We start from the raw sequence: 23,078 nt of genomic DNA on the forward strand, positions 1-23,078 counted from the left end.
ATCGGCCTGCTGACCCGTGACAGCGTGATGCTGACCGACAAGGATGATCAGCCGGCCCTGCGCGCCATCCATGTGTCCGATGTCTCGCTGGCCTCGCTGGAGCTGGGCCCGTATAGCCACTTCATGCAGAAAGAAATCCACGAGCAGCCCAAGGCGATTGCCGATACGCTGGAAAACCTGCTGGATAGCGGCTTTGTGCCCGAGCTGTTTGGCGCGCAGGCCGCCGACGTATTGAGCCGTGTGCGCGGAGTGAAGATTCTTGCCTGCGGCACCAGCTATTACGCCGGCCTGACCGCCAAATACTGGATAGAAGCCATGGCCGGCATCCAGTGCGATGTCGAGATCGCCAGTGAATACCGCTACCGTGCGGCCTGGGCCGACCCCGAGCATCTGGTGGTCACCATTTCTCAGTCGGGCGAGACGCTGGACACCATGGAAGCGCTGAAATACGCGCGCGAACTGGGCCACAAGTGGGCTCTGTCCATCTGCAATGTGCGTGAGAGCGCCATTCCGCGCGCCTCCGATCTGGTGTTCTACACCCGCGCCGGCGCCGAAATCGGTGTGGCTTCGACCAAGGCATTCACCACCCAGCTGGTGGCGCTGTTCACCCTCGCCGCGACCCTGGCCAAGCTGCGCGGCAAGCTGGGCGACGCGGACGAAGCGCGCCTGATCGACGAGCTGCGCCATCTGCCGGGCTCGGTACAACATGCGCTTAACCTCGAGCCACAGATCAAGGCCTGGGCCGAGCGTTTTGCCGCCAAGAATGATGCCCTGTTCCTCGGGCGCGGTCTGCACTACCCGATCGCACTGGAAGGCGCGCTTAAGCTGAAAGAAATCACCTATATCCACGCCGAAGCCTATCCGGCTGGCGAACTCAAGCATGGCCCGCTGGCGCTGGTGGATGAAAACATGCCGGTGGTGGTGATTGCACCTAACGACAGCCTGCTCGAGAAGGTCAAGTCGAACATGCAGGAAGTCTCGGCCCGTGGCGGCGAGCTGTTCGTATTTGCCGATCTGGACAGCCATTTCGAAGACAGCCCGGGCGTGCATGTGATCCGCACCCCGCGCCATTCCGGCGTATTGTCGCCCATCGTGCACACCATCCCGGTGCAGATGCTGTCTTACCATGTGGCCCTGGCGCGTGGTACCGACGTCGATAAACCGCGTAACCTGGCCAAGTCGGTCACCGTTGAGTAAGGCGTCAGTGTCATACTGATGGAAACGGGGCACCGGAGGGTGCCCCGTTTTATCTTGTGTCTGGCAGAAATACGGTTTCGTGTGGCAGATGTGCTTCACTGAAGGCATCGCAAATGCGATGGAGGATGATGATATGCACAGTCTGTTCTCTTGCCGCCTGACGGTGCTGGCACTGGCACTGGCTTTGGCCTGTGCCGGCGCACAGGCGCAGGTGTTCGATCTGCCGGAAAACGGCGACACCGTGGTGGGTGCGCCGCAAGCGGTGACGGTCGAGGCCGAGGGCAATACCTTGCTGGATCTGGCGCGCCACTACGGCACCGGTTTTATGGAAATGACCGAGGCCAATCCCGCTGTCGATATGTGGACGCCGGAGGCACATGCGCGGGTGGTCGTGCCCACGCAGTATGTGTTGCCGCCCAAGCCGTGGCAGGGGGTGGTGGTGAATATTCCGCAGCGGCGGCTGTTCTATTTTTTACCGCCGAAAAAGGGTCCGCCGCGTCAGGTGTATACCGTGCCGCTGGGTATTGCGCGCGAAGGCTGGTCGACCCCGCTGGGGGAGACGCGGCTGGTGGCCAAAATTCAGGATCCGGGCTGGACGCCGCCTGACAGCATCAAGGCTGAACATTTCGAGCGTGATGGTGAAGTCCTGCCCAATTATGTGCCGCCGGGCGAGGATAACCCGATGGGGATGCTGGCCTTTCAGACCGGTTTCAAGAGCATTTTCATTCACGGCACCAACAAACCATGGGGCTTGGGCACGCGCGCAAGTCACGGCTGTCTGCATCTGTATCCGGAGAATGCTGCCGAGCTGATGAAGCTGCTGCCGCGTGGTGTGGCTATCCGCATCATCAACCAGCCACTGATGGCCGGGGTGCTGGATGGCAAGCCGGTGCTGGTTTCTTACCCCGTGGTTGGCGAGTATGAGCAGGCTGTGCCAGATCGGGAGCAGGTGCAAGCGCTGCTGGATGCCTTGCCGGACAAGGAGGGCCGCGATGTGGACTGGCAGCGGGTCGATGCGGTGCTGGCCAAGCCGACTGTCTTGCCTCTGGCGGTCAGCCCTGGTGCCCCCACCTCTGGCGAGATTATCGAGAGTCTGCCGGTGCAAGCCTATACCGAGCCACCTTATGGCGAGGATGCCAACAAAGCCAGAGTGCCCTTACGCAAGCAGTGAGGTGCTTGCTGGGCAGAAAAAAGAGCCGCAGCGAGCGGCTCTTTATGGTTTGTGGCGCAGCTTTACTTGACCATGCCCTTCTGCATCATGCCGTTAAGCTGGGCGGCGGTCTGGTTGGCGGTTTGTTGTGCCTGCTGTGCCATTTGGGCGGCGGCTTGCGAGTTGGCATTGGCCTGATTGGCAGTAGATAGGGCCTGGTCAGCCGTCGATTGTGCCTTGGCCGCCATATTGCGGGCATCGGTGTCGGTCGTGGCACAGGCTGCGAGGGACAGTGTCAGCGCGACAAGGCTGAGGGTGGTTTTTACATTCATCGCACGATCTCCTGAAGGCTGGAGTCAGCCAATGTTGGCCGCAAGCAGATGCAAGCGTTGACCCCATAGAGAATAAGTAACAGCTATATGGCAAAAGGCAAGAATTGCCGGCGGCGGGCGTGAAAAAACCGCCCGGTGTCGGGCGGTTTGATGATGAAGGCTTGAAAATGATTACTTCAGCGGGTGGGTGGCCAGCCACTGGTTCATCAGCGCGATTTCCTTCTCTTGCGCTTCTATGACTTCCTGCGCCAGCTTGCGTACCACCGGGTCTTTGCCGTGCTTGAGTGCGACGCGGGCCATATCGATGGCACCCTGATGGTGGGGGATCATGCCGGCCATAAAGTCGCGGTCGGCATTGCCGCTGTACTGGATAGCCATGCCTTTCATCATCGCATCATGCGCCGTCATATAGTCGCGCGTAGACGGCGTGGCTGTGGCAGGTGTCACCGCCATCATATGGCCGGCGTGTGCGTCTGCCATCGGGCAGCCTGCAGGCATGGCTGGCATGGCGTGGCCGGGCATCATGTGGCCCTTGCCTGAGGCCATCGGGCAGACGGGTTTGGCAGCAGGAGCCGGTGCGGCAGCGAAGACTAGTGGGCTCAGGGTGGCGAGGGCGATCAGCAGCATTTTTTTCATGATGGTATTCCTTGAATATTAACGGTTGGCGTAGACGTAGGTCTTGCCCTGACGGTCGAAGGCGACGACCTGATAAGCCTGTTTGCTCGGGCCTTCCATGCCCGGGCTGCCCATGGGCATGCCCGGCACGGCGAGGCCGGCAATCTTGGGCTTGTCTTTCAGGACTTTTTTCACCAGATCTGCTGGTACATGGCCTTCAAATAGATAGCCGCCTATTTCTGCAGTATGGCAGGAGCGCAAGTTGGCCGGCACGCGACGTTCATCCTTGATTTTGGCCATGTTCTGCTCGATACGACTCGTTACTTCCAGGCCGTTTTGCTTCATATGGCCGGCCCAGGCATCACAGCAGCCGCAATAAGGATCCTTGAGCATGACGCCGGCGGGAGCCGCCAGCGCAGGCAGGGAAAGGACGGCCGCAAGCGCAGCCACAATAAAGTGTTGGTGTTTCACGGAAAGACTCCACGATAGATTTGAATAAGGTCAGCCGGATGGCTGTCGCGCTATTCAGGCCTGTCGTGGCGGGTGTTCGGGTGGGGCGGGTATGCAGGACTCGGGCGCTAGCGCCATCAGTTCATGCCAGGTTTCCCGGGGTGCAAGTAGTGGTGGTGTAGTCAGGATCACCGCGGGTGTGGCCGCATGCAACTGGCAGCACATCATGCTGTTATTGCCGGCCAGCGTGTCCTGCATGTCTTGATGGCAATCTGTCTGGCTTATTTCGCTGGCGCAGCAGTCGTCCTGCCCGATGGCGGGCATTGCCAGACTGGCCTGCAGTGGAATCAGCAGGCTGAACGTAAGCAGGACGAGGCGTAACAGACGCGCAAACATGAGTGTCTCAAGGAGTTTGTGCCTGCATGGTAACACTGCCGCTTGAATTGCGTCAGCCACGTGTGGCTTACGGGCGGCTTTACGCCAGTATTTCCACCGCATCATTCACGTTGATGAGGCCTTGTGTGCGGGCGACCAGATTCAAGCCGAACAGTACTTCGCCATCGATGCGGCGGCGCTTGCCCAATAAGCGCAGCGGTTCGCTGTCGCGGCTGCGCTGGCCGCTGTCCGGGTTAAGCGTGGTCAGCACGCAGCGTGCACACGGCTTGGCGACGTCGAAGACGACGGCGCCGATACGCAGCGTTTTCCACTGGTCTTCTGCCCAGGGCGCAAACCCGTCAACCACCAGATTGGGGCGGAAATGGCGCATGCTGACCGGGGTGGCAAGCTCGCTGTTCAGTGCAGCGAGCGAGGCCTGATTGGCCAGTAAATAGGGGTAGCCATCGGCAAACGAGACCGGATGCTCAAGCTGGCTGCGCATGCGCTTTGATTGCGCACCCAGCCACAGCAGGCGGCAGGGTTTGCCTAGCAGCGCGCTGAACCATGCATCCAGTGCCGCGTCGCCATGCCAGGCGCGGAATGCGTCACCCCATACCTCGGCTGCGACTGCTTCGGTGTAGCGGGTTTCGCAGGCAGCGATAGGCGGGCGACCCGGCGCACGGAACAGCATCATGCCCGGCCAGGGCTCGGCACTGACCGTCAGCAGCACGGGGTCGGTGCGCGCGCTGATAAAGCTTCCATCCGCTGTGGCCAGCAACCATTCGCGGTCGTGCAAAAAGCCGCTAAAGCCGGCAAACGCGCGCCCGGTCTCTATGCCGCGACAGGATTTGAGCGGGTGTATAAAGATTTGCGTGAGCGGCATGGCTTAAGCTCCGTGGCTGCGGGCGGGTCAGACCCAATCCCTTGCGGTAAGGAAATGACTGCTTAGCCGCTCTTCATCCGAACCGGCGGCCGGCGTGTAGCCGTATTCCCAGCGCACCAAGGGCGGCATCGACATCAGGATGGACTCGGTACGCCCGCCGCTTTGCAGACCGAACAGCGTGCCTCTATCCCACACCAGATTGAACTCCACATAGCGGCCGCGGCGGTAGAGCTGGAATTGGCGCTCGCGCTCGCCCCATGGCAGGCTCTTGCGGCGCTCGACAATCGGCAGATAGGCATCAAGATAGCCATTGCCTACCGCCTGCATCAGGGCAAAGCTTTGTGCAAAATCGGGTGTATTCAGATCGTCGAAGAACAGGCCGCCGATGCCGCGCGGTTCGCTTCTGTGCTTGAGATAGAAGTAGTCGTCACACCATGTCTTGTACTTCGGATAGGTTTCTGCGCCAAAGGGTGCGCACAGGTCGCGTGCCACGCTATGCCAGTGCACGCAGTCTTCGTCGAAACCGTAATAGGGGGTCAGGTCAAAGCCGCCACCAAACCACCAGACCGGCTCTTCACCTTCCTTTTCGGCAATGAAAAAACGCACATTGGCGTGACTGGTCGGCACATAGGGATTTTCCGGGTGGATCACCAGCGACACCCCCATGGCCTCGAAGCGCCGTCCGGCCAGTTCCGGACGATGGGCAGTCGCCGAGGCGGGCAGGTTGTCGCCGGAGACATGCGAAAAATTGACACCGGCCTGTTCGAACACTGCGCCGGCGCTCAGTACCCGGCTGCGGCCGCCGCCACCGGCTGGGCGCTGCCATGCGTCTTCGACAAAGCGTGCACGGCCGTCGGCGGCTTCCAGTGCGCTGCAGATGCGGTCTTGCAGGTCCAGCAGGAAGGTTTTGACCTGATCAATGTGGGGGTGGCTCATGGCGGGGATTCCGGAAATGCAGTTGGCCGATTGTAACAGCAGCGTGCGCATCGTTTGTATGCGAACCATGTATATGTTGATGGCAAATAAAGCGGAGTGTTGTTGGAATTTCAGGCGAGATTTTGTTATGAAAAAATGCATTTGATTTCATATTGATTATTACTTGTGGGTAGGACACAATTCGGTATACAAAATACAAAAACCCAAAAGAGTTTTTTCCTACCCATTCACCGCAAGGGATTGTTTCATGCAAGAAATCAAACAGTGGCTGACTTGGGGCGCGGTGGCGCTGGTGGGCGCCATCGCGTTTGCCATGCTGGCGCTCAGCCGCGGCGAACACGTCAACGCCGTCTGGCTGGTGCTGGCGGCGGTGTCGTGCTACAGCATTGCCTACCGCTTCTACAGCAAGTTCATTGCCGAAAAGGTGTTCGAGCTTGACGACAAACGGATGACGCCGGCCGAGCGCCATAACGACGGCCTCGACTATGTACCGACCAACAAATGGGTGCTGTTCGGCCACCATTTCGCGGCGATTGCCGGCGCAGGCCCCTTGGTCGGGCCGATTCTGGCGGCGCAGATGGGCTTTCTGCCCGGTACGATCTGGATTCTGATCGGCGTGATGATCGCAGGGGCGGTGCAGGACTTCCTGGTGCTGTTTATCTCGACCCGTCGTGACGGCCGTTCGCTGGGCGAGATGGCCAAGCAGGAACTGGGTACCGGCGCCGGCGTGATCGTGATGCTGGGCGCGCTGGGCGTGATGGTCATCATCCTGTCGGCACTGGCCTTGGTGGTGGTCAAGGCGCTGGCCGAGAGCCCATGGGGCGTGTTCTCCATTGCCGCAACCATTCCGATCGCGCTATTCATGGGCGTGTATATGCGTTATCTCCGTCCGGGCCGCATCGGCGAGATCTCGGTGATCGGTTTCGTGCTGATGATGCTGGCCATTGTCTATGGCGAAAACATCGCGCAAAGCCCGACCTGGGGCCCGCTGTTCACCCTGACCGGCGTGCAGTTGACCTGGGGTCTGATCGGCTACGGCTTTGTGGCATCGGTATTGCCGGTATGGCTGTTGCTGGCGCCGCGTGACTACCTGTCGACCTTCCTCAAGATTGGTGTGATCGCCGGTCTGGCCGTCGGCATCATCTTTGCCGCGCCCGAACTCAAGATGCCAGCCATCACCCGCTTTATCGACGGTTCCGGTCCGGTATTTTCCGGTGGTGTATTCCCCTTCCTGTTCATCACGATCGCTTGCGGCGCCATTTCCGGCTTCCATGCGCTGGTGTCGTCCGGCACGACACCCAAGCTGATCGAGCGTGAAAGCCATATTCGCATGATCGGCTACGGCTCGATGCTGATGGAGAGCTTCGTCGCCATCATGGCGCTGATCTGTGCCAGCGTGCTTGATCCGGGCGTCTACTTCGCGATGAATTCGCCAGCGGCAGTGATCGGTACCACGGTTCAGGAAGCTTCGGCGGTGATCAATGGCTGGGGCTTTATGATCACGCCGGAAATTCTGTCCCAGATCGCCAAGGATGTGGGTGAGCACTCCATCCTGTCGCGTGCCGGTGGCGCGCCGACCTTCGCTGTTGGCATGGCGCACATCATCAGTGAGATCTTCAATAGCCGCGCGATGATGGGCTTCTGGTACCACTTTGCCATCCTGTTCGAGGCGCTGTTCATCCTGACCGCAGTCGATGCCGGTACCCGCGCCTGCCGCTTCATGGTACAGGACACCGTTGGTGTCGTGATTCCTAGCGTAGCCAAGAGCAACTCCTGGGCCGGCAACTTGCTGGGCACTGCGGTGGCCGTGTCGGGCTGGGGCTTCTTCGTCTATCAGGGGGTGACCGATCCGCTGGGCGGCATCAACACGCTGTGGCCGCTGTTCGGTATCGGCAACCAGATGCTGGCATCGATGGCGCTGATTCTGGGTACCGTGGTCTTGTTCAAGATGAAGAAGCAGCGTTACGCGTGGGTCACCATCGTGCCGACCATCTGGCTGTACATCACGTCGATGACTGCCGGCTGGCAGAAGATTTTCCACGATAATCCGAAGATCGGTTTCCTGGCCCAGTCCGAGCGCTTCCAGAACGCGATTGCCGATGGCACGCTGCTGGCACCGGCCAAGAGCATCGCCGATATGGAACGCATCGTGTTCAACAACCAGATCAATGCCGGGCTGTGCGCATTCTTTATGCTGGTGGCGATGGTGATGCTGGTCGCGGCGGTGGTGAACATCCGCAAGGCGCTGGCGGCCGACAAGCCGACGGTACACGAAGCCGAACTCAAGCTGCGCACGGATACTGGCCATGCTTGACCTGAGCTTTTTGCTGCCAAGTGCGGCCAAGGGCGAGCCGCGTAGCGCAGATGATGCGGATCTGGCTTACCAGCGCTATCTGGACGAGCAGCGGCTGCGCTCGCCAGATGGCGTGGTGATGAGCCGTGACGATTTCGAGCGCTACAGCCTGGGGTCAGGCTGGCTGTCCGGGGTCAGGGATGCGGCGAAGAAGGTGGTGCAGACTTGCCGCCTGATGGTGGGGGTGCATGACTACGAGTACTACCTCGAGCATATGCGCAGTCGCCACCCCGATGCGCTGCCATTGAGTCGAGAGGACTTTTATCGCTACTGTCTGGATGCGCGCTTTCCCGGCGCGGGCAACGTTAACAAGTGCCCGTGCTGAAGGTAAACGGCAGCAATGGCAACAGCCCCGGTATTCCCGGGGCTGTTTTTTTATCGGTCAGAGCCAGGCCAGCAAGGCTGAGCTGATCAGCGCGCCGCCGACGATCAGCCAGGCAAACAGCAGCGCGGCCAGCGCCAGCGGTTTGACGCCGGCCTGGCGGATGGCCGAAATATGGGTGGTCAGCCCCAGTGCGGCCATGGCGGCGGCCAGCATAAGATTGTCGAATGACACAATCCAGGTCACCAGCGGATGGGAGAGCAGATCCAGCGAGTTAAAGCCGGCCACTACCAGAAACAGCACGGCGAACCATGGAATCTGCACCTTGCCGCGCCCCGGCCCGCTGCCGCGATGGCGTTTTGCCAGCCAGCTCGACAGAATCAGCAGAAAAGGCGCCAGCATCATCACCCGTATCATCTTGGTGATCACCGCACTGGTGGCGGCGTCTTCGCTCACTGCCTTGCCGGCGGCGACCACTTGTGCCACTTCGTGGATAGTGGCCCCGCTGAATACGCCGTAGGCGAACTCGTTATTGGCCAGATAACCGGCCTTGACCAGCGCATGCCAGGCGGCCGGATAGACAAACATCGCCAGCGTGCCGAATACCACCACGGTGGCCACCGCCACCGCCACCTTGTCGGCCTTGGCGCGCAGTACCGGTTCGGTTGCCAGCACCGCTGCTGCGCCGCAGATGGCACTGCCTGCCCCGATCAGTATGGTGCTTTCCTCATCCAGACCGAACACCTTGCGTCCCAGATACCAGGCCAGGAAGAAGGTCGAAGTGAGTACCAGCGCATCGATCAGGATGCCGGCCAGACCGACGCCGGCAATGTCCTGAAAGGTCAGGCGAAAGCCGAACAGAATAATGCCAAGGCGCAGCAGCTTGGCTTTGGAAAAATTGATGCCTTCGTGGCAGGGGGCGGCAAACAGCGGGTAGACCGTATTGCCTATGATCATGCCGCCGGCGATGGCAATGGTCAGCGCCGAAAAGCCGAACTCGCGCATGATGGCCAGCTCGGCTGCCCAGATGGACGCGAAGGCCAGCAGTAATGAGAGCGCAAGGCCGGGAATTAAGGATTTGAGTGGTGGCATGGTGGTGTCTTCTTTCCGTCTCGGAGCGGGAGTCTTGTCGTTAAGACTATAGAAGCCGGTGGCAGGGTATGCTCACCGGCTTATGCTCGGATAGAAGCCATGCCGCAGTCGTTGCTTACAGCGTAATCGCCGCCAGACTGGCCGTACCGATGATGGCCCACAAAATCAGCCCCAGCGCCATCGGACGTATGCCGACGGTACGCAGCACATCACGCGACAAGGCGGCACCGATCAGGAACAGGGTGAGCACCAGGGCTTTTTTCGACAGCCAGACTACGCTGCTTGTCAGTACGGCCGGAATGCTCAGATAGGTGTTGGCAATCATCGCCAGGATAAAGAAGAAGATAAACCACGGAATCTGGATCTTGGCGCTTTTGTCGCGGAACACCAGGGTGGTGACAAAGGCCAGCGGAATGATCCATAGCGCACGGGTCAGCTTGACCGTGGTGGCGATCTTCAGCGCTTCCTCGCTATAGGCCGCACCGGCACCCACCACCGAGCTGGTGTCGTGAATTGCCATGGCCGCCCAGATGCCGAACTGCTGGTCGCTCAAACCGAAATAATGACCCAGCGGCGGGAAGATAAACAGCGCGATGGCGTTGAGCACGAAGATGGTCGCCAAGGCCACCGAGATCTCGCTTTCGCTGGACTTGGTCAGCGGCGACACGGCGGCAATGGCGCTGCCGCCGCAGATGGCGGTGCCGGCAGCGATCAGGTAGGCGGTGCCGTCGGACAGCTTGAGGCGGCGGCCGATAAACCAGCCCAGCAGCATGATCAGGCTGACCGACACGATGGTAAACAGCATGCCTTCGCGCCCGGAGGCCAGCGACTCATGCAGGTTCATGCCGAAACCCAGTCCAATGACCGAGTACTGCAGCAATTGCTTGGACAGTTGCTTGGTCAGGCCGGGCAGAGGGTTGCCCAGCGTCAGGGCAAACACCAGGCCGGCAAACAGACTGATGGCCGGACTGGTCAGCAGGCATAGCAGGGCAGCGACGGCAAAGAGCACGGTCTTGGTCTGGCAGGTCAAACGGGGAAGAGTAGCCATTTTGTTTTTCTTGATCTGCATGCGGATGTAGCCGCAGATAGACTTGTTTTAAAGATAGCGAACAATACCTTCCATTTGCTTAGAGGAAAAACAGATAATATTAATAGTATTGATTCGTAAAACTGATTGATTAGGCCTTCGTGATGGTGAAGGGGAGATAGATGCACATTACCCTGCGTGAAATGGAAGTGTTTGCCGCCATCGCGACAGAAGGCAGCGTGACGCGTGCGGCGGCGGGGGTGGCTTTGACCCAGTCGGCGGCCAGTCAGGCGCTGGACAAGCTGGAGGCCAGTCTGGGTCTGCGCCTGTTTGACCGGGTGGGGCGGCGTCTGGTGCTGAACGAGCATGGGCGCGTGTTGTTGCCGCGTGCCCGTGCCTTGCTGGATAGCGCACATGATGTGGAGACGCTGTTTTTGAGCGATGCCGGCTGGCTCAAGCTGGGCGCCAGTACCACCATTGCCAACTATCTGATGCCGGCGCATCTGGCCGCTTTCCGGCGCGATTACCCTGCCGTGCAACTGGAAATGAAGGTCGCCAATACCCGCGATATTATCGCGGCAGTGCTTGGCTTTGAGGTCGATTGCGCTTTTGTCGAAGGGCCGTGCCATCATCCGGAACTGCTGGTTCTGCCCTGGCGCGAAGATGAACTGGTAGTTTTTGCATCCCCCGCCCATGCGCTGGCCGGGCGCAGCCTGACGCCGGCCGAGTTGGCCGGGGCGGCGTGGATTTTGCGCGAGGCCGGTTCCGGCACACGCGAGGAGGTCGAGCGCCTGTTGTTGCCCCATTTGCCCGGGCTGAATCTGGAGATGGAGCTGGGCGACTCTGAGGCGATCAAGCGCAGCGTGGCGGCGGGCCTGGGCATCTCCTGCCTGTCGCGCGAAGTGGTGAATGAATGGCTGGCCGATGGCCGTCTGGTCGAGTTATCGGCACCGCTGCCGCGATTGGTACGCAGCCTGTGGCAGGTGCAACAGCGTGAACGGATTGCGGCCCGGCATTTGCAGGCTTTCCTGCAAAGGTTGTGAGTGGGTTAATTCATTAATCGGTAGTGGTTTTTATTGGTCCAGTGTAAATTCCATATAAATTAATATGGAAGTGTGGCTTGTGCCGACTCTAACCACGCCGAATCCCCCATCTTCTATCCGTCTACAGGCGCTGCTGACGCGACGCTTTGTCTTGTTGATGACGGTACTGGCTAGCCTGCTATTGCTCGCCAGCCTGTGTCTGCTCATTTTGTTTACGCATCTGAACGACAAGACCCTGATGCAGGCCGAGGCCGACAAGGCGACCCTGCTCTTGGCTTCAGAACGCGAACGCCTGCAGGCATTGGTGAAGGATTATGCCAGTTGGGATGATGCTTACCATTATGTCAATCGTCCCGACCGCCGCTTTATCGAAACCAGTTTTTCCGATAGTTATCATGGTCTGGGTGTCGATTTCACTGCCATTTTTCGTCGTAATGGCGAGTTGTTGTACGTCGTTGCCGCTGATAGCCATAGCCCCTTGTCGCCGGCATTGCTGCGCGCCTTGTCTGCGCTGGCTATTCAGAGCCAGAAACTGGCGGCGGGGGAGACTGCCAAGCATCTGGCGTTTATCGGTTCACGACCTGCGCAGCTGGCGCTGGCTGGCATCAGTACGACGGATGAAAGCGCCCCCAGCAACGGCATGATGGTGATGGGGCGTTATCTTGACGGGGCCAATATGGCGCGGCTGGGTGCACAGGCCGGGCTGGACGTGGCGGTCGGGCAGGGGCATGAGGAGGTGCGCGCTGGCTATGGTTGGGATGGGCGGGTGGAGTATCGTCTTGTCCGCTCACTTGCCGATGCGCCGGGCTGGTCGCTGCAGATAGATAAGCAGCTGGATCACCGCATGCTGTTATGGCTGAGCGGCTTCTTTGCTTGCAGTATTGTCTTGCTGATCGCTATCGCCAGCTGGTGGATGCGCCGTTTTTTGCGTGAACTGGTGATTTCTCGTATCGAACAGTTTGCCCGCCTGGCACGCACGGGCGCGGGGAGCGAGACTCATCACTGGCCGGTTGAGGGGCACTGCGAACTGGATGATCTGGCGCTGGCTTACAACCGGCAAATGGATGAGCTGGCCAGGGTGCGGGAGACGCTGCAGCAACAGGCGGTGACGGATCCGCTGACCCGGCTGGGAAACCGCTGGGCGCTGGAGCAGGCGCTGGCGGAAGTGGCAAGACGCAGCAACGGACAGGTCTATAGCCTGCTGCTGCTTGATCTGGATGGTTTCAAGCGGATTAACGACAGCCTGGGTCACCTGGTCGGTGATCAGTTGTTGCAGGCACTGGCGGAGCTGCTACACCGTGTGCTGGACGGTCGCGGTATGTTGTTCCGTAGTGGCGGAGACGAATTTTGCGCATTGATTGCTGATGATGCCGCCACCTTGTCCGCACATGTGACGCAGCGGCTACTTCCTGTCTTGCGCCAGCCCTTTATTGTGGGCCGCCACGAATTGAAGGTCACCGCGTCAATAGGGCTGGCAAGCTGGCAAGCCGGCATGGAAGTGCTGGCTCTGATGCGCCATGCGGATCTTGCCATGTATGCCGCCAAGCAGCAGGGGCGGGATGGCCTGTGCGTATACCGTCAGGAGATGAGTGCCGCTGCCGATGAGCGTTTGTCGCAGGAGCAGGCTTTGCGCAGTGCGGTGGCAAACGACGAGATCCGGCCGTGGTTCCAGCCGGTAGTGGATGCGGTGACAGGGCAGGTGGTTTCGCTGGAAATGCTGGCGCGCTGGTCCTTGAATGGCCACATGATTCCACCGCTGACATTTATCCAGCTGGCCGAAGAAATTGGCCTGATCGGTACCCTGTGGGAGCAGATGCTGCGCCGGGCCTTGGTGGACTTCTGTGCGTTCCGGGCCTTGCAGCCTGCGCTCAAATTGCAGGTCAATCTGTCGGCGTTGCAGCTGCTGGAAGTGAATTTGGCCGCTCGATTGCAGGCGCTGATTGCCGGGCATGGTCTGCCTGTAGATTCCGTTTCGATCGAAATTACTGAAAGTGCGACGCTGGATGAGTTGCCTCAGGCCGGGCAGACGCTGGCCGAACTGGTGGGCATAGGCATAGGCTTGCATCTGGATGATTTTGGCACCGGCTACTCGTCCATGGCGCGGCTATGCGCGCTGCCGTTTGATACGCTCAAGCTGGATCGCAGTTTTGTCCAGTTGCTGGGCGCCGGAGATGACACGCTGGCGCACACCGTGTACGACATGGCACAGGGCATGGGGCTGGCATTGATTGCCGAAGGTGTGGAAACCGTCGAGGAGTACCGGAAATTGCGTGCGATAGGCTACCGGCAGATACAGGGTTATCTGTTTGCCCGCCCGATGGATGGGGTGGCCATGCTCGCCTGGCTGGGCGAGCCCCATGATTGGGCGCAGCTTGAACGGCCTGTTACTGCGGTTTAGCGAGTGTGTCATGGCCTGTACTGAGCGCCTGCCCAGCGCTCGGTACAGGCTGATTTTTACAGCCAGAAATCCGTGCGTCTGCTGTCGTCGACAATCAGCTGGCGAAATACCGCCGGGTCCTTGGTAAAGGTCAGTTCGCCTGCAGGCGGGAAGTGCAGATCCAAGAGGCGCGACACCCAAAAGCGCAAGGCACCGGCCCGCAGCATCACCGGCCAGTTTTGTTCTTCTTCTGCCGTGAGCGGCCGCACCTTGCGGTAGCCATCCAGCAGCGCACGCGCCAGCGTATCGTCTATCGTGCCATCGGCCTTGCGCGCCCAGTCATTCAGTGCGATGGCTACGTCGTACAGCAGTACATCGTTGCAGGCATAGTAAAAGTCGATAAAGCCGGCAATGGCCTCGCCCTTCATCAGCACATTATCCTTGAACAGGTCGGCATGGATCACGCCCGAGGGCAGATGATCGAAGCGGTGGCTGTCCTGCAGCTTGATCTCTGCGCGCAGCATGGCCGCGTCACTGTCCGGCAGCCTGGCGTAAAGCGTCTGCGCTGCCTGGCTCCACCAGCGCGGGCCGCGGGGGTTTTTCATTTTTAGGGTGAAGGTGTCGCCGGCACGGTGCAAGGTGGCCAGCATTTCGCCCAGTGCCCGGCATTGCGTCGCCGAGGGCTCGCTGACATCGGCGCCATCCAGACAGGTGACCAGGCAGGCCGGCTTGCCGCACAGCATGGACGCCAGCCGGTCGGTATTGTCGGCGACAGGCGCCGGGCAGGCGACGCCGTGGCGCGACAGATGGCTCATCAGTTGCAGGTAGTAGGGCAGTTCGTGCAGTTGCAGCGCTTCAAACAGCGTCAGCACATAACGGCCATGGGTGGTGGTGACGAAATAATTGGTATTGGTGATACCGGCGGCGATGCCTTTCAGATCGACCAGCTCGCCCAGCGCATAGCCGGCGAGCCAGTCTGTCAGCGCCTGTTTTGTAACCGAGGTGTAAACCGACATGCTTTGTCCTTAGAATCGCATCAAGACCCATTGCGGGATAACGATGCGGCGTGCCGGATCGATCTGCTTGAGGTTGCCGGTGCCATCATCGTCGACCAGATAGTAGGGAAAGCCGATCGATGGCGTCACCTTGATCATATAGAGCAGGCCGTTGATGCGGTATTCCTCTATCTTGTCCGCGCCTTTCTGGATAATGCGCACCTCGGGCTCGGGGCCGGCGCCCTCAATCATGCCGTCGGCGATGGCCGGTGGCGGGGGAACGGGAGCGGCCGGCGGGGTGTCGGCCAGTACCAGCGGGCTGGCAAGCGTCAGGGCAAGCAAAAGATGGCGCATAGTGGTTTCCTTGGTGCTCAAAGATTGAGCAGTTGTTCGTTTTCTTCGGGCAGCGCCTCGAAGCCACGGGTTTCGTAATACTTGAAAATGGTGTCGACAATGGCCTGAGGCTCATCGATCAGCTGCACCAGATCAAGGTCGGCTGCGGCAATCATGCCGCCGTCGACCAATTGGGCGCGTATCCAGTCGAGCAGGCCCTGCCAGAATTCGCTGCCGCATAAAATAATGGGAATCTTGCGGCTTTTGCCGGTCTGCACCAGTGTCAGTGCCTCGAACATTTCGTCCAGTGTACCAAAGCCACCGGGCATCACCACGTAGGCGATGGCGTATTTGACGAACATCACCTTGCGGCTGAAGAAATGGTTGAATTTGAGGCTGAGGTCCTGATACGGGTTGGGCGTCTGCTCGTGCGGCAGTACGATATTGAGCGCAACCGACGGGCTGCGTCCGTAAAATGCACCCTTATTGGCCGCCTCCATAATACCGGGGCCGCCGCCGGAGATGACCGAGAAGCCGGCGTCCGACAACAGGCGGGCGACTTCCTCGGTCAGCTTATAATAACGCTGGTCGCGCGCGGTACGCGCGCTGCCGAAAATACTGACTGCAGGCGTGATACCCTGCAGTTCTTCTGCCGACTCAACAAATTCCGACAATATCTTCATCACGTGCCAGGCCTCGCGGGCACGGAAGCGTTGCATCATCTCGTAGCGGTCGCTGCTGGGCGGCAACTTATCGGACAAGCTCATCTTAAAAGCCTCTTATGAAAACACTGCTGCTGATTGACGGCTCTTCTTATCTTTATCGCGCCTTCCATGCCATGCCGGATATGCGCTCGCCCGATGGCAAGCCCATGGGTGCGGTATACGGCATGGTGAACATGTTGCGCCGGCTGGAAAAGGAGGTGGCCTCCGATTATAGCGCCTGCATATTCGATGCTAAAGGCAAGACTTTCCGCGACGAGTTGTATCCCGAGTACAAGGCACAGCGGCCATCCATGCCGGAAGACCTGGCAAGCCAGGTCGAGGCGGTGCATGCGGTGGTCGAGGCTCTGGGCTGGCCCAAGCTGGTGGTGGGCGGGGTCGAGGCCGATGATGTGATCGGCACCCTGGCCCATGCCGGCGAAAAAGCAGGTATGAAGGTCATTGTCTCGACCGGCGACAAGGATATTGCGCAGCTGGTGACACCCGCCGTGACGCTGGTCAATACCATGACCAACGAGGTGCTGGATGAGGCCGGGGTACTGGCCAAGTTTGGCGTTCCGCCTGAACGCATCATCGATTACCTGACGCTGATTGGCGACAAGGTCGACAACGTGCCCGGCGTGGACAAATGCGGCCCCAAGACCGCGCTCAAGTGGCTGGCCGAATACGACACGCTGGCGGGCGTGATGGCCAACGCCGACAAGATAGGCGGCAAGGTGGGCGAAAACCTGCGCGCGGTGCTGGATTGGCTGCCCAAGGGGCGCGAGCTGATCACCATCAAATGCGATGTCGACCTGGCCGGACATATGGCGCACGGGATGGACAGCCTGGTTCATGGCCGGCGCGATGTGGCGCGCCTGGCGGAATTGTTTCAGCAATTCGGCTTCCGGACTTTTTACCGCGAGCTGATGGAGGAGGGCGGTGCCGCCAGCGTCGCTGTGGCGCCTGCCATGGCCAAACCTGCGCCGGCACTGCATACGACCGATGACCTGTTTGACTCTCCTGCACCGCTTGGCGAGGTGGTGGCCCAAACCCTGCCGCTGGCCGCACCCTTGGCGCGCGATTACCAGATGATCACCACGCCCGCCCAGCTGGATGTATGGCTGGATAAGCTAAACCATGCCGAGCTGGTGTCGGTCGACACCGAAACCACCAGCCTGGAGCCGATGGCGGCGCGCATCGTTGGGCTTAGCCTGTCGGTACAGGCCGCAGAAGCGGCGTATATCCCGCTACGGCATGATTACCCCGGTGTGCCCGACCAGCTGGATCTGGAAGAGACCCTAGCCAGGCTCAAGCCATGGCTGGAGGATGCCGGTCGCAAAAAAGTGGGACAGAACCTCAAGTACGACTGCCATGTATTTGCCAACCACGGCATTACCCTTGCCGGCGTGGCTGACGACACCATGCTGGCAAGCTACGTAGTCGAGAGCCATCAGCGCCACAATATGGATGATCTGGCCCGCCGCCATCTGGGCGAAACGACCATCGCCTACGAAGACATTTGCGGCAAGGGCGCCAAGCAGATCGGCTTTGCCGAGGTCGATCTGGATACCGCCACCCGCTACGCCGCCGAAGATGCCGACATTACCCTGCGCCTGAATGCGGTGTTCAAGCCTATGCTGCAAGACAAGCTGGCCTCGGTCTATCGCGATATCGAGCTGCCGGTGGCCGAGGTGCTGTTCATTATGGAGCGCCATGGTGTGTTGATCGACCGAGACCGCCTGCATGCGCAAAGCCATAGCCTGGGGCTGGAGATGCTGACGCTGGAAACGAAGATCCACGAGCTGGCCGGGCAGAGTTTCAATATCAATTCGCCCAAGCAGATGCAGGAAATCCTGTTCGGCAAGCTGGGCATTCCGACCAAGGGCGTGAAAAAAACCGCCAGTGGTGGTTATTCCACCGATGAATCGGTGCTGGAAGCGCTGGCGCTGGATTACCCGCTGCCCAAGCTGATCCTTGCGTACCGCAGCCTGGCCAAGCTCAAGTCGACTTATACCGACAAGCTGCCCTTGCTGATTCATCCACAGACCGGGCGTGTGCATACTAGTTATTCACAGGCAGTGGCGGTGACCGGGCGTTTGTCCAGCTCGGACCCTAATTTGCAGAACATTCCGGTGCGCACCGAAGAAGGGCGCCGTGTGCGCGAAGCCTTTATCGCGCCGGCCGGTTCCTGCATCGTGTCGGCCGACTACTCGCAAGTCGAGCTGAGGATTATGGCCCATCTGTCGGACGACGCGGGCATGCTGGCCGCCTTTGCCGCAGGGGAAGATATTCACCGTGCCACCGCCGCCGAAGTGTTCGGCGTCAGCCTGGAGGCGGTCAGTAGCGAGCAGCGCCGTGCAGCCAAGGCCATCAACTTTGGTCTGATCTACGGCATGAGCGCATTCGGCCTAGCCGCCCAGCTGGATATCGAGCGCAGCGCCGCCCAGCAGTATATCGACCGCTACTTCATGCGCTACCCCGGCGTGGCCGACTATATGGCGCGCACCCGCGAGTCGGCACGCGAACTGGGCTATGTGGAAACCGCCTTCGGCCGCCGCCTGTATCTGCCGGAAATCCGCGGTGCTAACCCCATGCGCCGTGCCGGCGCCGAGCGTGCGGCGATTAATGCCCCGATGCAGGGCACAGCGGCGGATCTGATCAAACTGGCGATGATTGCGGTACAGGGCTGGTTGCAGCGCGAAAAACTGGCCAGCAAGCTGATTATGCAGGTGCACGACGAACTGGTACTTGAAGTGCCCATGGCCGAGCTGGATCTGGTCAAGGTCAAACTGCCCGAGCTGATGGCCGGGGTGGCGGCGCTGAAAGTACCGTTACTGGCCGAAGTCGGCGCCGGCGATAGCTGGGGGGCGGCGCATTAAGTACTGGTACAGAAGCGGCATCCATACCCGGTTTCAGGGTATGCTATTGGCCTGATGTGTTGGAGCCGGGCTGTGGATTATTTTCCGATTTTCATGAAGTTGCAGGATCAGGCCTGCCTGCTGGTCGGCGGCGGAGAAGTCGCCTTGCGCAAGGCGCGCTTGCTGCGTAGTGCCGGCGCGCGCTTGCGCATTATTGCGCCCGAGCTTACGCCCGAGCTGGCCGCGTGGGTGGCCGCAGGCGAGGTGGAGCATATTGGCGCGGCTTTCAGGCCGGAAATGCTGGGGCAGCCGCAATTGGTGATTGCCGCAACGAATGCGCGCGAGGTGAACCAGCAGGTGGCGGATGCGGCCAAGGCCGCCGGCATTCCGGTGAATGTGGTGGATGACCCCGAGCTCTCCAGCTTCATTACGCCGGCCATTATTGACCGCTCGCCCATGGTGATTGCAGTGTCGACCGGCGGCAAGGTGCCGGTGCTGGCGCGGCTGATGCGCGCGCGGCTGGAGAGTCTGATTCCGGCAGGGTATGGCGCGCTGGCAGGCTTTGCCGGTGACTGGCGCGAGAGGGTCAAGGCACGCTTTAGCCAGGTAGACGAGCGTCGTGCCTTCTGGGAGGCGGTGCTGCAAGGGCCGCTGGCCGAGGCGGTGATGGCGGGCAGCGATGGCGGCGATGTCGAAATGGATGCTCTGCTGGCGAGCGACGCGCGCTGGCACGCCGGTTGCGTCTATCTGGTGGGTGCAGGGCCGGGCAACCCCGACCTGCTGACTTTCCGCGCTTTGCGCCTGATGCAGCAAGCCGATGTGGTGCTGTACGACAAGCTGGTCGCGCCCGAGCTATTGGAGCTGGTGCGCCGTGATGCCGAGCGTATCTATGTGGGCAAGGCGCGCGCTGACCATACCTTGCCGCAGGACGATATCAACAGCCTGATGGTCAGCCTGGCCAAGGCCGGGCGTCGTGTATTGCGGTTGAAGGGTGGCGACCCGTTTACTTTTGGTCGTGGCGGCGAGGAGATCGATACGCTGGCCGCTGAAGGGATTCCGTTTGAAGTGGTGCCGGGCATTACCTCGGCGTCGGGTGCGGCCGCCTATGCCGGCATCCCGCTTACGCACCGCGACTACGCACAGTCGGTGGTGTTTGTGACCGGCCATATGAAGGACGGCAGCTTCAACCTCGACTGGCCGGCACTGACCCGGCCGCAGCAGACGGTCGTGGTGTATATGGGCTTGAGCCATATTCAGGGGCTGTGCGATGGTTTTATCCTGCACGGCAAGGCGGCCGATACGCCGGCGGCGATTGTCGAGCAAGCCACTACTGTGCGCCAGCGCACGCTGACCGGAACGCTGGCCGATTTGCCGGCGCTGGCGCAGGCACACGGCATTGCCTCGCCGGCGCTGATTATTGTCGGCGAGGTGGTACGCTTGTCGGAGCGCCTGACTTGGTACCGCCGCAAGCCGGCGGGCGGCTGATACAATTACCGTCATCTGCGACGGGTAAAATAACAGGGAGCACCACCATGATCGGCATTTTGCTGATTACCCATTACACCTTGGGCGACAGCCTGCTGGAGTGTGCCAGCCATGTGCTGGGGCATGTGCCGGCGAATGCCCGTGCGCTGGCCGTCGCTTGCGATGCCGAGCCGGCTGTGGTGCAGCAATCGGCGCAAGCATTGATCGCGTCGCTGGATAGCGGCAGCGGTGTGCTGGTGTTGTCGGACATGTTGGGTGGCACGCCGGCCAATATTGCCGGCCGGCTGGCGCTCCACGGCAAGGTAGCGGTGGTCAGCGGTGCCAATCTGCCCATGCTGGTGCGTGCCCTGTGTTATGCGGACAACCCGCTGGAAATGGTCGTGGCCAAGGCCATGAGTGGCGGAGAAGAGGGCGTACAGCTTATGGATAACGGGGAGCAAGATGCTTAAACAAGAAGTCGAAATCATCAATAAATTGGGTCTGCATGCGCGGGCGTCCAGCAAGTTCACCCAGACCGCCGGCCGTTTCAAGAGCGAGGTATGGATTGCGCGCAATGGCCGCCGCGTCAACGGCAAAAGCATTATGGGGGTGATGATGCTGGCGGCGGGTAAAGGATCTACCGTCGAGCTGGAAGTGAATGGCCAGGACGAAACGGATGCACTGGCCGCATTATTGGGTTTGATCAATAACCGCTTCGACGAAGCGGAGTAAGTTCGGCGTACCAAGGCACGCGTTAAAACCAATATCGGGGAGAGAAGGGGCATGAGCATTATCCTGCACGGCGTCGCGGTAGGCGGGGGTATCGCCATCGGGCGCGCACACCTGCTGGCGCAGAGCATGACCGACGTGCCGCATGTGCTGCTCGCTTGCGAGGAAGTGCCGGCCGAGCAGCTGCGTTTTGACGAGGCAATCCGCGCCACGCGCAAAGAGCTGGAAATGCTCAGGGGCAGCATTCCGCAAAATGCCCCGGCCGAGCTGGGGGCCTTTTTGTCGCTGCACATTATGCTGCTGGGCGATATCACCATCTCGTACGAACCGCGCGAATTGATAGCCGAGCAGAACTGCAATGCAGAGTGGGCGCTCAAGCTGCAGTGCGACCGCCTGGTCGAGCAGTTCGATGCGATGGACGACGACTATTTGCGCGAGCGCAAGCACGACGTATTGCAAGTGACCGAGCGCATCTTCAAAAATCTGCGCGGCCACGCGGGTGAATTGCTGGCGCCCGATATTCTCGCCGACGATACCATTCTGGTCGCGCACGACTTGTCGCCGGCCGATATGGTGTACTTCAAGGAGTCCAACGTCGCGGCCTTTATCACCGACGTGGGCGGCAGCACCAGCCATACTGCCATCCTGGGGCGCGGTCTGGACTTGCCTTCGGTGATTGCGCTGCATCACGGGCGCGAGCTGATCTGCGAAGAAGAAGTCATCATCGTCGATGGCCTGCAAGGCGTGGTGATCATCAATCCCGAGCCTGTCGTGCTCGCCGAGTATCGCCGCCGCCAGCGTGCCTGGCGCGACAAGAAACGCAAGCTGTCCAAGGTGCGCAAGGCGCATGCCACCACCCAGGACGGCACCGTGATTGAACTGTTGGCCAATATCGAATTGCCATCCGATGTGAATGATGTACACGGCAGCGGTGCCGTAGGCGTCGGCCTGTTCCGCAGCGAATTCCTGTTTCTCGGGCGCGATACCCTGCCATCGGAAGAAGAACAGTATCTGGCCTACCGCGAAGTGGCCGAGTCGCTCAAGGGCGCGCCGGTGACCATACGCACCATGGATCTGGGTGCCGACAAGAACCCCAAGTGGCTGGGACGCAGCAGCGCCGATAACCCCGCGCTGGGCCTGACCGGTATTCGCCTGTGTCTGGCCGAGCCGCTGATGTTCCGCGAACAGCTTCGCGCTCTGCTGCGCGCCTCGGCGCATGGCAAGATCCGTATCCTGTTTCCCATGATCAACTCGCTCTCCGAGCTTAAGCAGGCGCTGGCCCAGCTGGAGTATGCCCGGCAAGAGTTGCGCGAAGTCGGCTTCCCGTTTTCCGAAGAAATCGAAGTCGGCGCCATGATCGAGATCCCGTCGGCGGCGCTGGTGGTCGGCAGCTTCCTCAAATATGTCGACTTTGTCTCCATCGGTACCAATGACCTGATCCAGTACACGCTGGCGATAGACCGCAACGACGATTCGGTCAGCCATCTGTATGACCCCATCCACCCTGCGGTGTTGAAACTGATCGGCCACACCATCAAGACCGCCACCCGCGGCAATGTCCCGGTGTCGGTCTGCGGCGAGATGGCCGGCGATGCCAGGCTCACCCGATTGCTGCTGGGCATGGGCCTGCGCCGCTTCTCCATGCACCCGGCCAGCGTGCTGGCGGTGAAACAGGTGGTACGCGAAACCCACCTCGACACCATCGCCCCCATCGTGTCGCGCATGCTCAGGAGCGAAGATCCTGATAAGATTGCCGACCTGTTGCAACAACTCAATGCCCAGCCGGACGTTTGATCCGGCTTTTTTCTATGCTGAAAATTTATCCTGACGTATGTCCGAGCCT

General features: G+C 60.4%; 22 protein-coding genes. 11 read left to right on the forward strand and 11 right to left on the reverse strand.

Annotated features, from left to right (window positions below):
• Together glmS and EGI20_RS00010 are read left to right on the forward strand one after the other, a co-directional pair.
• Positions 1-1,197: glutamine--fructose-6-phosphate transaminase (isomerizing) (gene glmS / locus EGI20_RS00005; RefSeq protein ID WP_498628567.1), on the forward strand; the 1,197-nt coding region annotated here is incomplete at its 5' end.
• A gap of 133 nt (positions 1,198-1,330) precedes the next feature.
• A complete protein-coding gene (locus EGI20_RS00010) occupies positions 1,331-2,368 on the forward strand; it encodes a L,D-transpeptidase family protein (RefSeq protein WP_498628569.1) in 1,038 nt (345 codons plus the stop codon).
• A gap of 62 nt (positions 2,369-2,430) precedes the next feature.
• Here EGI20_RS00010 and EGI20_RS00015 read toward each other — a convergent pair whose 3' ends face one another.
• The 6 genes from EGI20_RS00015 to hemF form a co-directional block, all read right to left on the reverse strand.
• Entirely contained in the window at positions 2,431-2,679 is a 249-nt protein-coding gene (locus tag EGI20_RS00015; RefSeq protein WP_124735924.1) for an alanine-zipper protein, read from the reverse strand.
• A 171-nt stretch (positions 2,680-2,850) separates the two neighbouring features.
• Positions 2,851-3,315, reverse strand: a complete 465-nt coding sequence (copM, locus tag EGI20_RS00020) for a CopM family metallochaperone (protein ID WP_498628572.1) — start codon at positions 3,313-3,315, stop codon at positions 2,851-2,853.
• Between the two features lie 18 nt (positions 3,316-3,333).
• Positions 3,334-3,765: a DUF411 domain-containing protein gene (locus tag EGI20_RS00025; protein WP_498628574.1), complete on the reverse strand. Its 432-nt coding sequence runs from the start codon at positions 3,763-3,765 to the stop codon at positions 3,334-3,336.
• A 54-nt stretch (positions 3,766-3,819) separates the two neighbouring features.
• Positions 3,820-4,140: a hypothetical protein gene (locus EGI20_RS00030; protein WP_498628576.1), complete on the reverse strand. Its 321-nt coding sequence runs from the start codon at positions 4,138-4,140 to the stop codon at positions 3,820-3,822.
• Between the two features lie 79 nt (positions 4,141-4,219).
• Entirely contained in the window at positions 4,220-5,002 is a 783-nt protein-coding gene (locus tag EGI20_RS00035; protein ID WP_498628577.1) for an MOSC domain-containing protein, read from the reverse strand.
• 27 nt (positions 5,003-5,029) lie between these two features.
• Complete coding sequence (hemF, locus tag EGI20_RS00040) at positions 5,030-5,938, reverse strand: oxygen-dependent coproporphyrinogen oxidase (protein WP_498628579.1); 909 nt, start codon at positions 5,936-5,938, stop codon at positions 5,030-5,032.
• A 247-nt stretch (positions 5,939-6,185) separates the two neighbouring features.
• Between hemF and EGI20_RS00045 the strand changes: the two genes are divergently transcribed.
• Entirely contained in the window at positions 6,186-8,252 is a 2,067-nt protein-coding gene (locus tag EGI20_RS00045; protein ID WP_498628581.1) for a carbon starvation CstA family protein, read from the forward strand.
• Positions 8,245-8,616, forward strand: coding sequence for a YbdD/YjiX family protein (locus EGI20_RS00050; RefSeq protein ID WP_498628583.1), 372 nt, complete (start codon positions 8,245-8,247; stop codon positions 8,614-8,616). The genes EGI20_RS00045 and EGI20_RS00050 overlap by 8 nt, the downstream gene beginning before the upstream one ends.
• Before the next feature lie 57 nt (positions 8,617-8,673).
• Here EGI20_RS00050 and EGI20_RS00055 read toward each other — a convergent pair whose 3' ends face one another.
• Both EGI20_RS00055 and EGI20_RS00060 read right to left on the reverse strand, forming a co-directional pair.
• On the reverse strand, positions 8,674-9,705 hold the full coding sequence (locus EGI20_RS00055) for a YeiH family protein (protein WP_498628585.1): 1,032 nt from the start codon (positions 9,703-9,705) through the stop codon (positions 8,674-8,676).
• A gap of 115 nt (positions 9,706-9,820) precedes the next feature.
• Positions 9,821-10,753: a YeiH family protein gene (locus tag EGI20_RS00060; RefSeq protein ID WP_498628587.1), complete on the reverse strand. Its 933-nt coding sequence runs from the start codon at positions 10,751-10,753 to the stop codon at positions 9,821-9,823.
• 161 nt (positions 10,754-10,914) lie between these two features.
• Here EGI20_RS00060 and EGI20_RS00065 point away from each other — a divergent pair, with 161 nt between their 5' ends.
• Together EGI20_RS00065 and EGI20_RS00070 are read left to right on the forward strand one after the other, a co-directional pair.
• The gene (locus EGI20_RS00065) at positions 10,915-11,775 is read left to right on the forward strand and encodes a LysR family transcriptional regulator (protein ID WP_498628589.1); all 861 of its coding nucleotides are present in this window, start codon (positions 10,915-10,917) and stop codon (positions 11,773-11,775) included.
• A gap of 79 nt (positions 11,776-11,854) precedes the next feature.
• A complete protein-coding gene (locus EGI20_RS00070; protein ID WP_498628591.1) occupies positions 11,855-14,173 on the forward strand; it encodes a putative bifunctional diguanylate cyclase/phosphodiesterase in 2,319 nt (772 codons plus the stop codon).
• A gap of 56 nt (positions 14,174-14,229) precedes the next feature.
• Here EGI20_RS00070 and thrB read toward each other — a convergent pair whose 3' ends face one another.
• Genes thrB through EGI20_RS00085 form a run of 3 tightly spaced genes read right to left on the reverse strand, consistent with a single transcriptional unit; the run spans position 14,230 to position 16,247 of the window.
• Positions 14,230-15,168 carry a homoserine kinase gene (thrB, locus tag EGI20_RS00075; protein WP_498628593.1) on the reverse strand — a complete coding sequence of 313 codons (939 nt, stop codon included), beginning with the start codon at positions 15,166-15,168 and terminating at the stop codon, positions 14,230-14,232.
• A gap of 9 nt (positions 15,169-15,177) precedes the next feature.
• Positions 15,178-15,501 (reverse strand): DUF2782 domain-containing protein, encoded by a 324-nt coding sequence (locus EGI20_RS00080; RefSeq protein ID WP_498628594.1) that lies wholly within the window; start codon positions 15,499-15,501, stop codon positions 15,178-15,180.
• Between the two features lie 17 nt (positions 15,502-15,518).
• Positions 15,519-16,247, reverse strand: coding sequence for an LOG family protein (locus EGI20_RS00085; protein WP_124735937.1), 729 nt, complete (start codon positions 16,245-16,247; stop codon positions 15,519-15,521).
• Positions 16,248-16,261: 14 nt separating this feature from the next.
• Here EGI20_RS00085 and polA point away from each other — a divergent pair, with 14 nt between their 5' ends.
• From polA to ptsP, 5 genes are all read left to right on the forward strand, one after another.
• Positions 16,262-19,063 (forward strand): DNA polymerase I, encoded by a 2,802-nt coding sequence (gene polA / locus EGI20_RS00090; protein ID WP_498628596.1) that lies wholly within the window; start codon positions 16,262-16,264, stop codon positions 19,061-19,063.
• Positions 19,064-19,135: 72 nt separating this feature from the next.
• The gene (gene cysG / locus EGI20_RS00095; RefSeq protein WP_498628599.1) at positions 19,136-20,527 is read left to right on the forward strand and encodes a siroheme synthase CysG; all 1,392 of its coding nucleotides are present in this window, start codon (positions 19,136-19,138) and stop codon (positions 20,525-20,527) included.
• Positions 20,528-20,574: 47 nt separating this feature from the next.
• On the forward strand, positions 20,575-20,976 hold the full coding sequence (locus tag EGI20_RS00100; RefSeq protein WP_498628601.1) for a PTS sugar transporter subunit IIA: 402 nt from the start codon (positions 20,575-20,577) through the stop codon (positions 20,974-20,976).
• On the forward strand, positions 20,969-21,238 hold the full coding sequence (locus EGI20_RS00105) for an HPr family phosphocarrier protein (protein WP_124735941.1): 270 nt from the start codon (positions 20,969-20,971) through the stop codon (positions 21,236-21,238). Before EGI20_RS00100 ends, EGI20_RS00105 begins: the two co-directional genes overlap by 8 nt.
• A gap of 51 nt (positions 21,239-21,289) precedes the next feature.
• Positions 21,290-23,029: a phosphoenolpyruvate--protein phosphotransferase gene (gene ptsP, locus EGI20_RS00110; RefSeq protein ID WP_498628603.1), complete on the forward strand. Its 1,740-nt coding sequence runs from the start codon at positions 21,290-21,292 to the stop codon at positions 23,027-23,029.
• Positions 23,030-23,078: the final 49 nt, after the last annotated feature.

This window comes from Aquitalea sp. S1-19 (assembly GCF_024343515.1).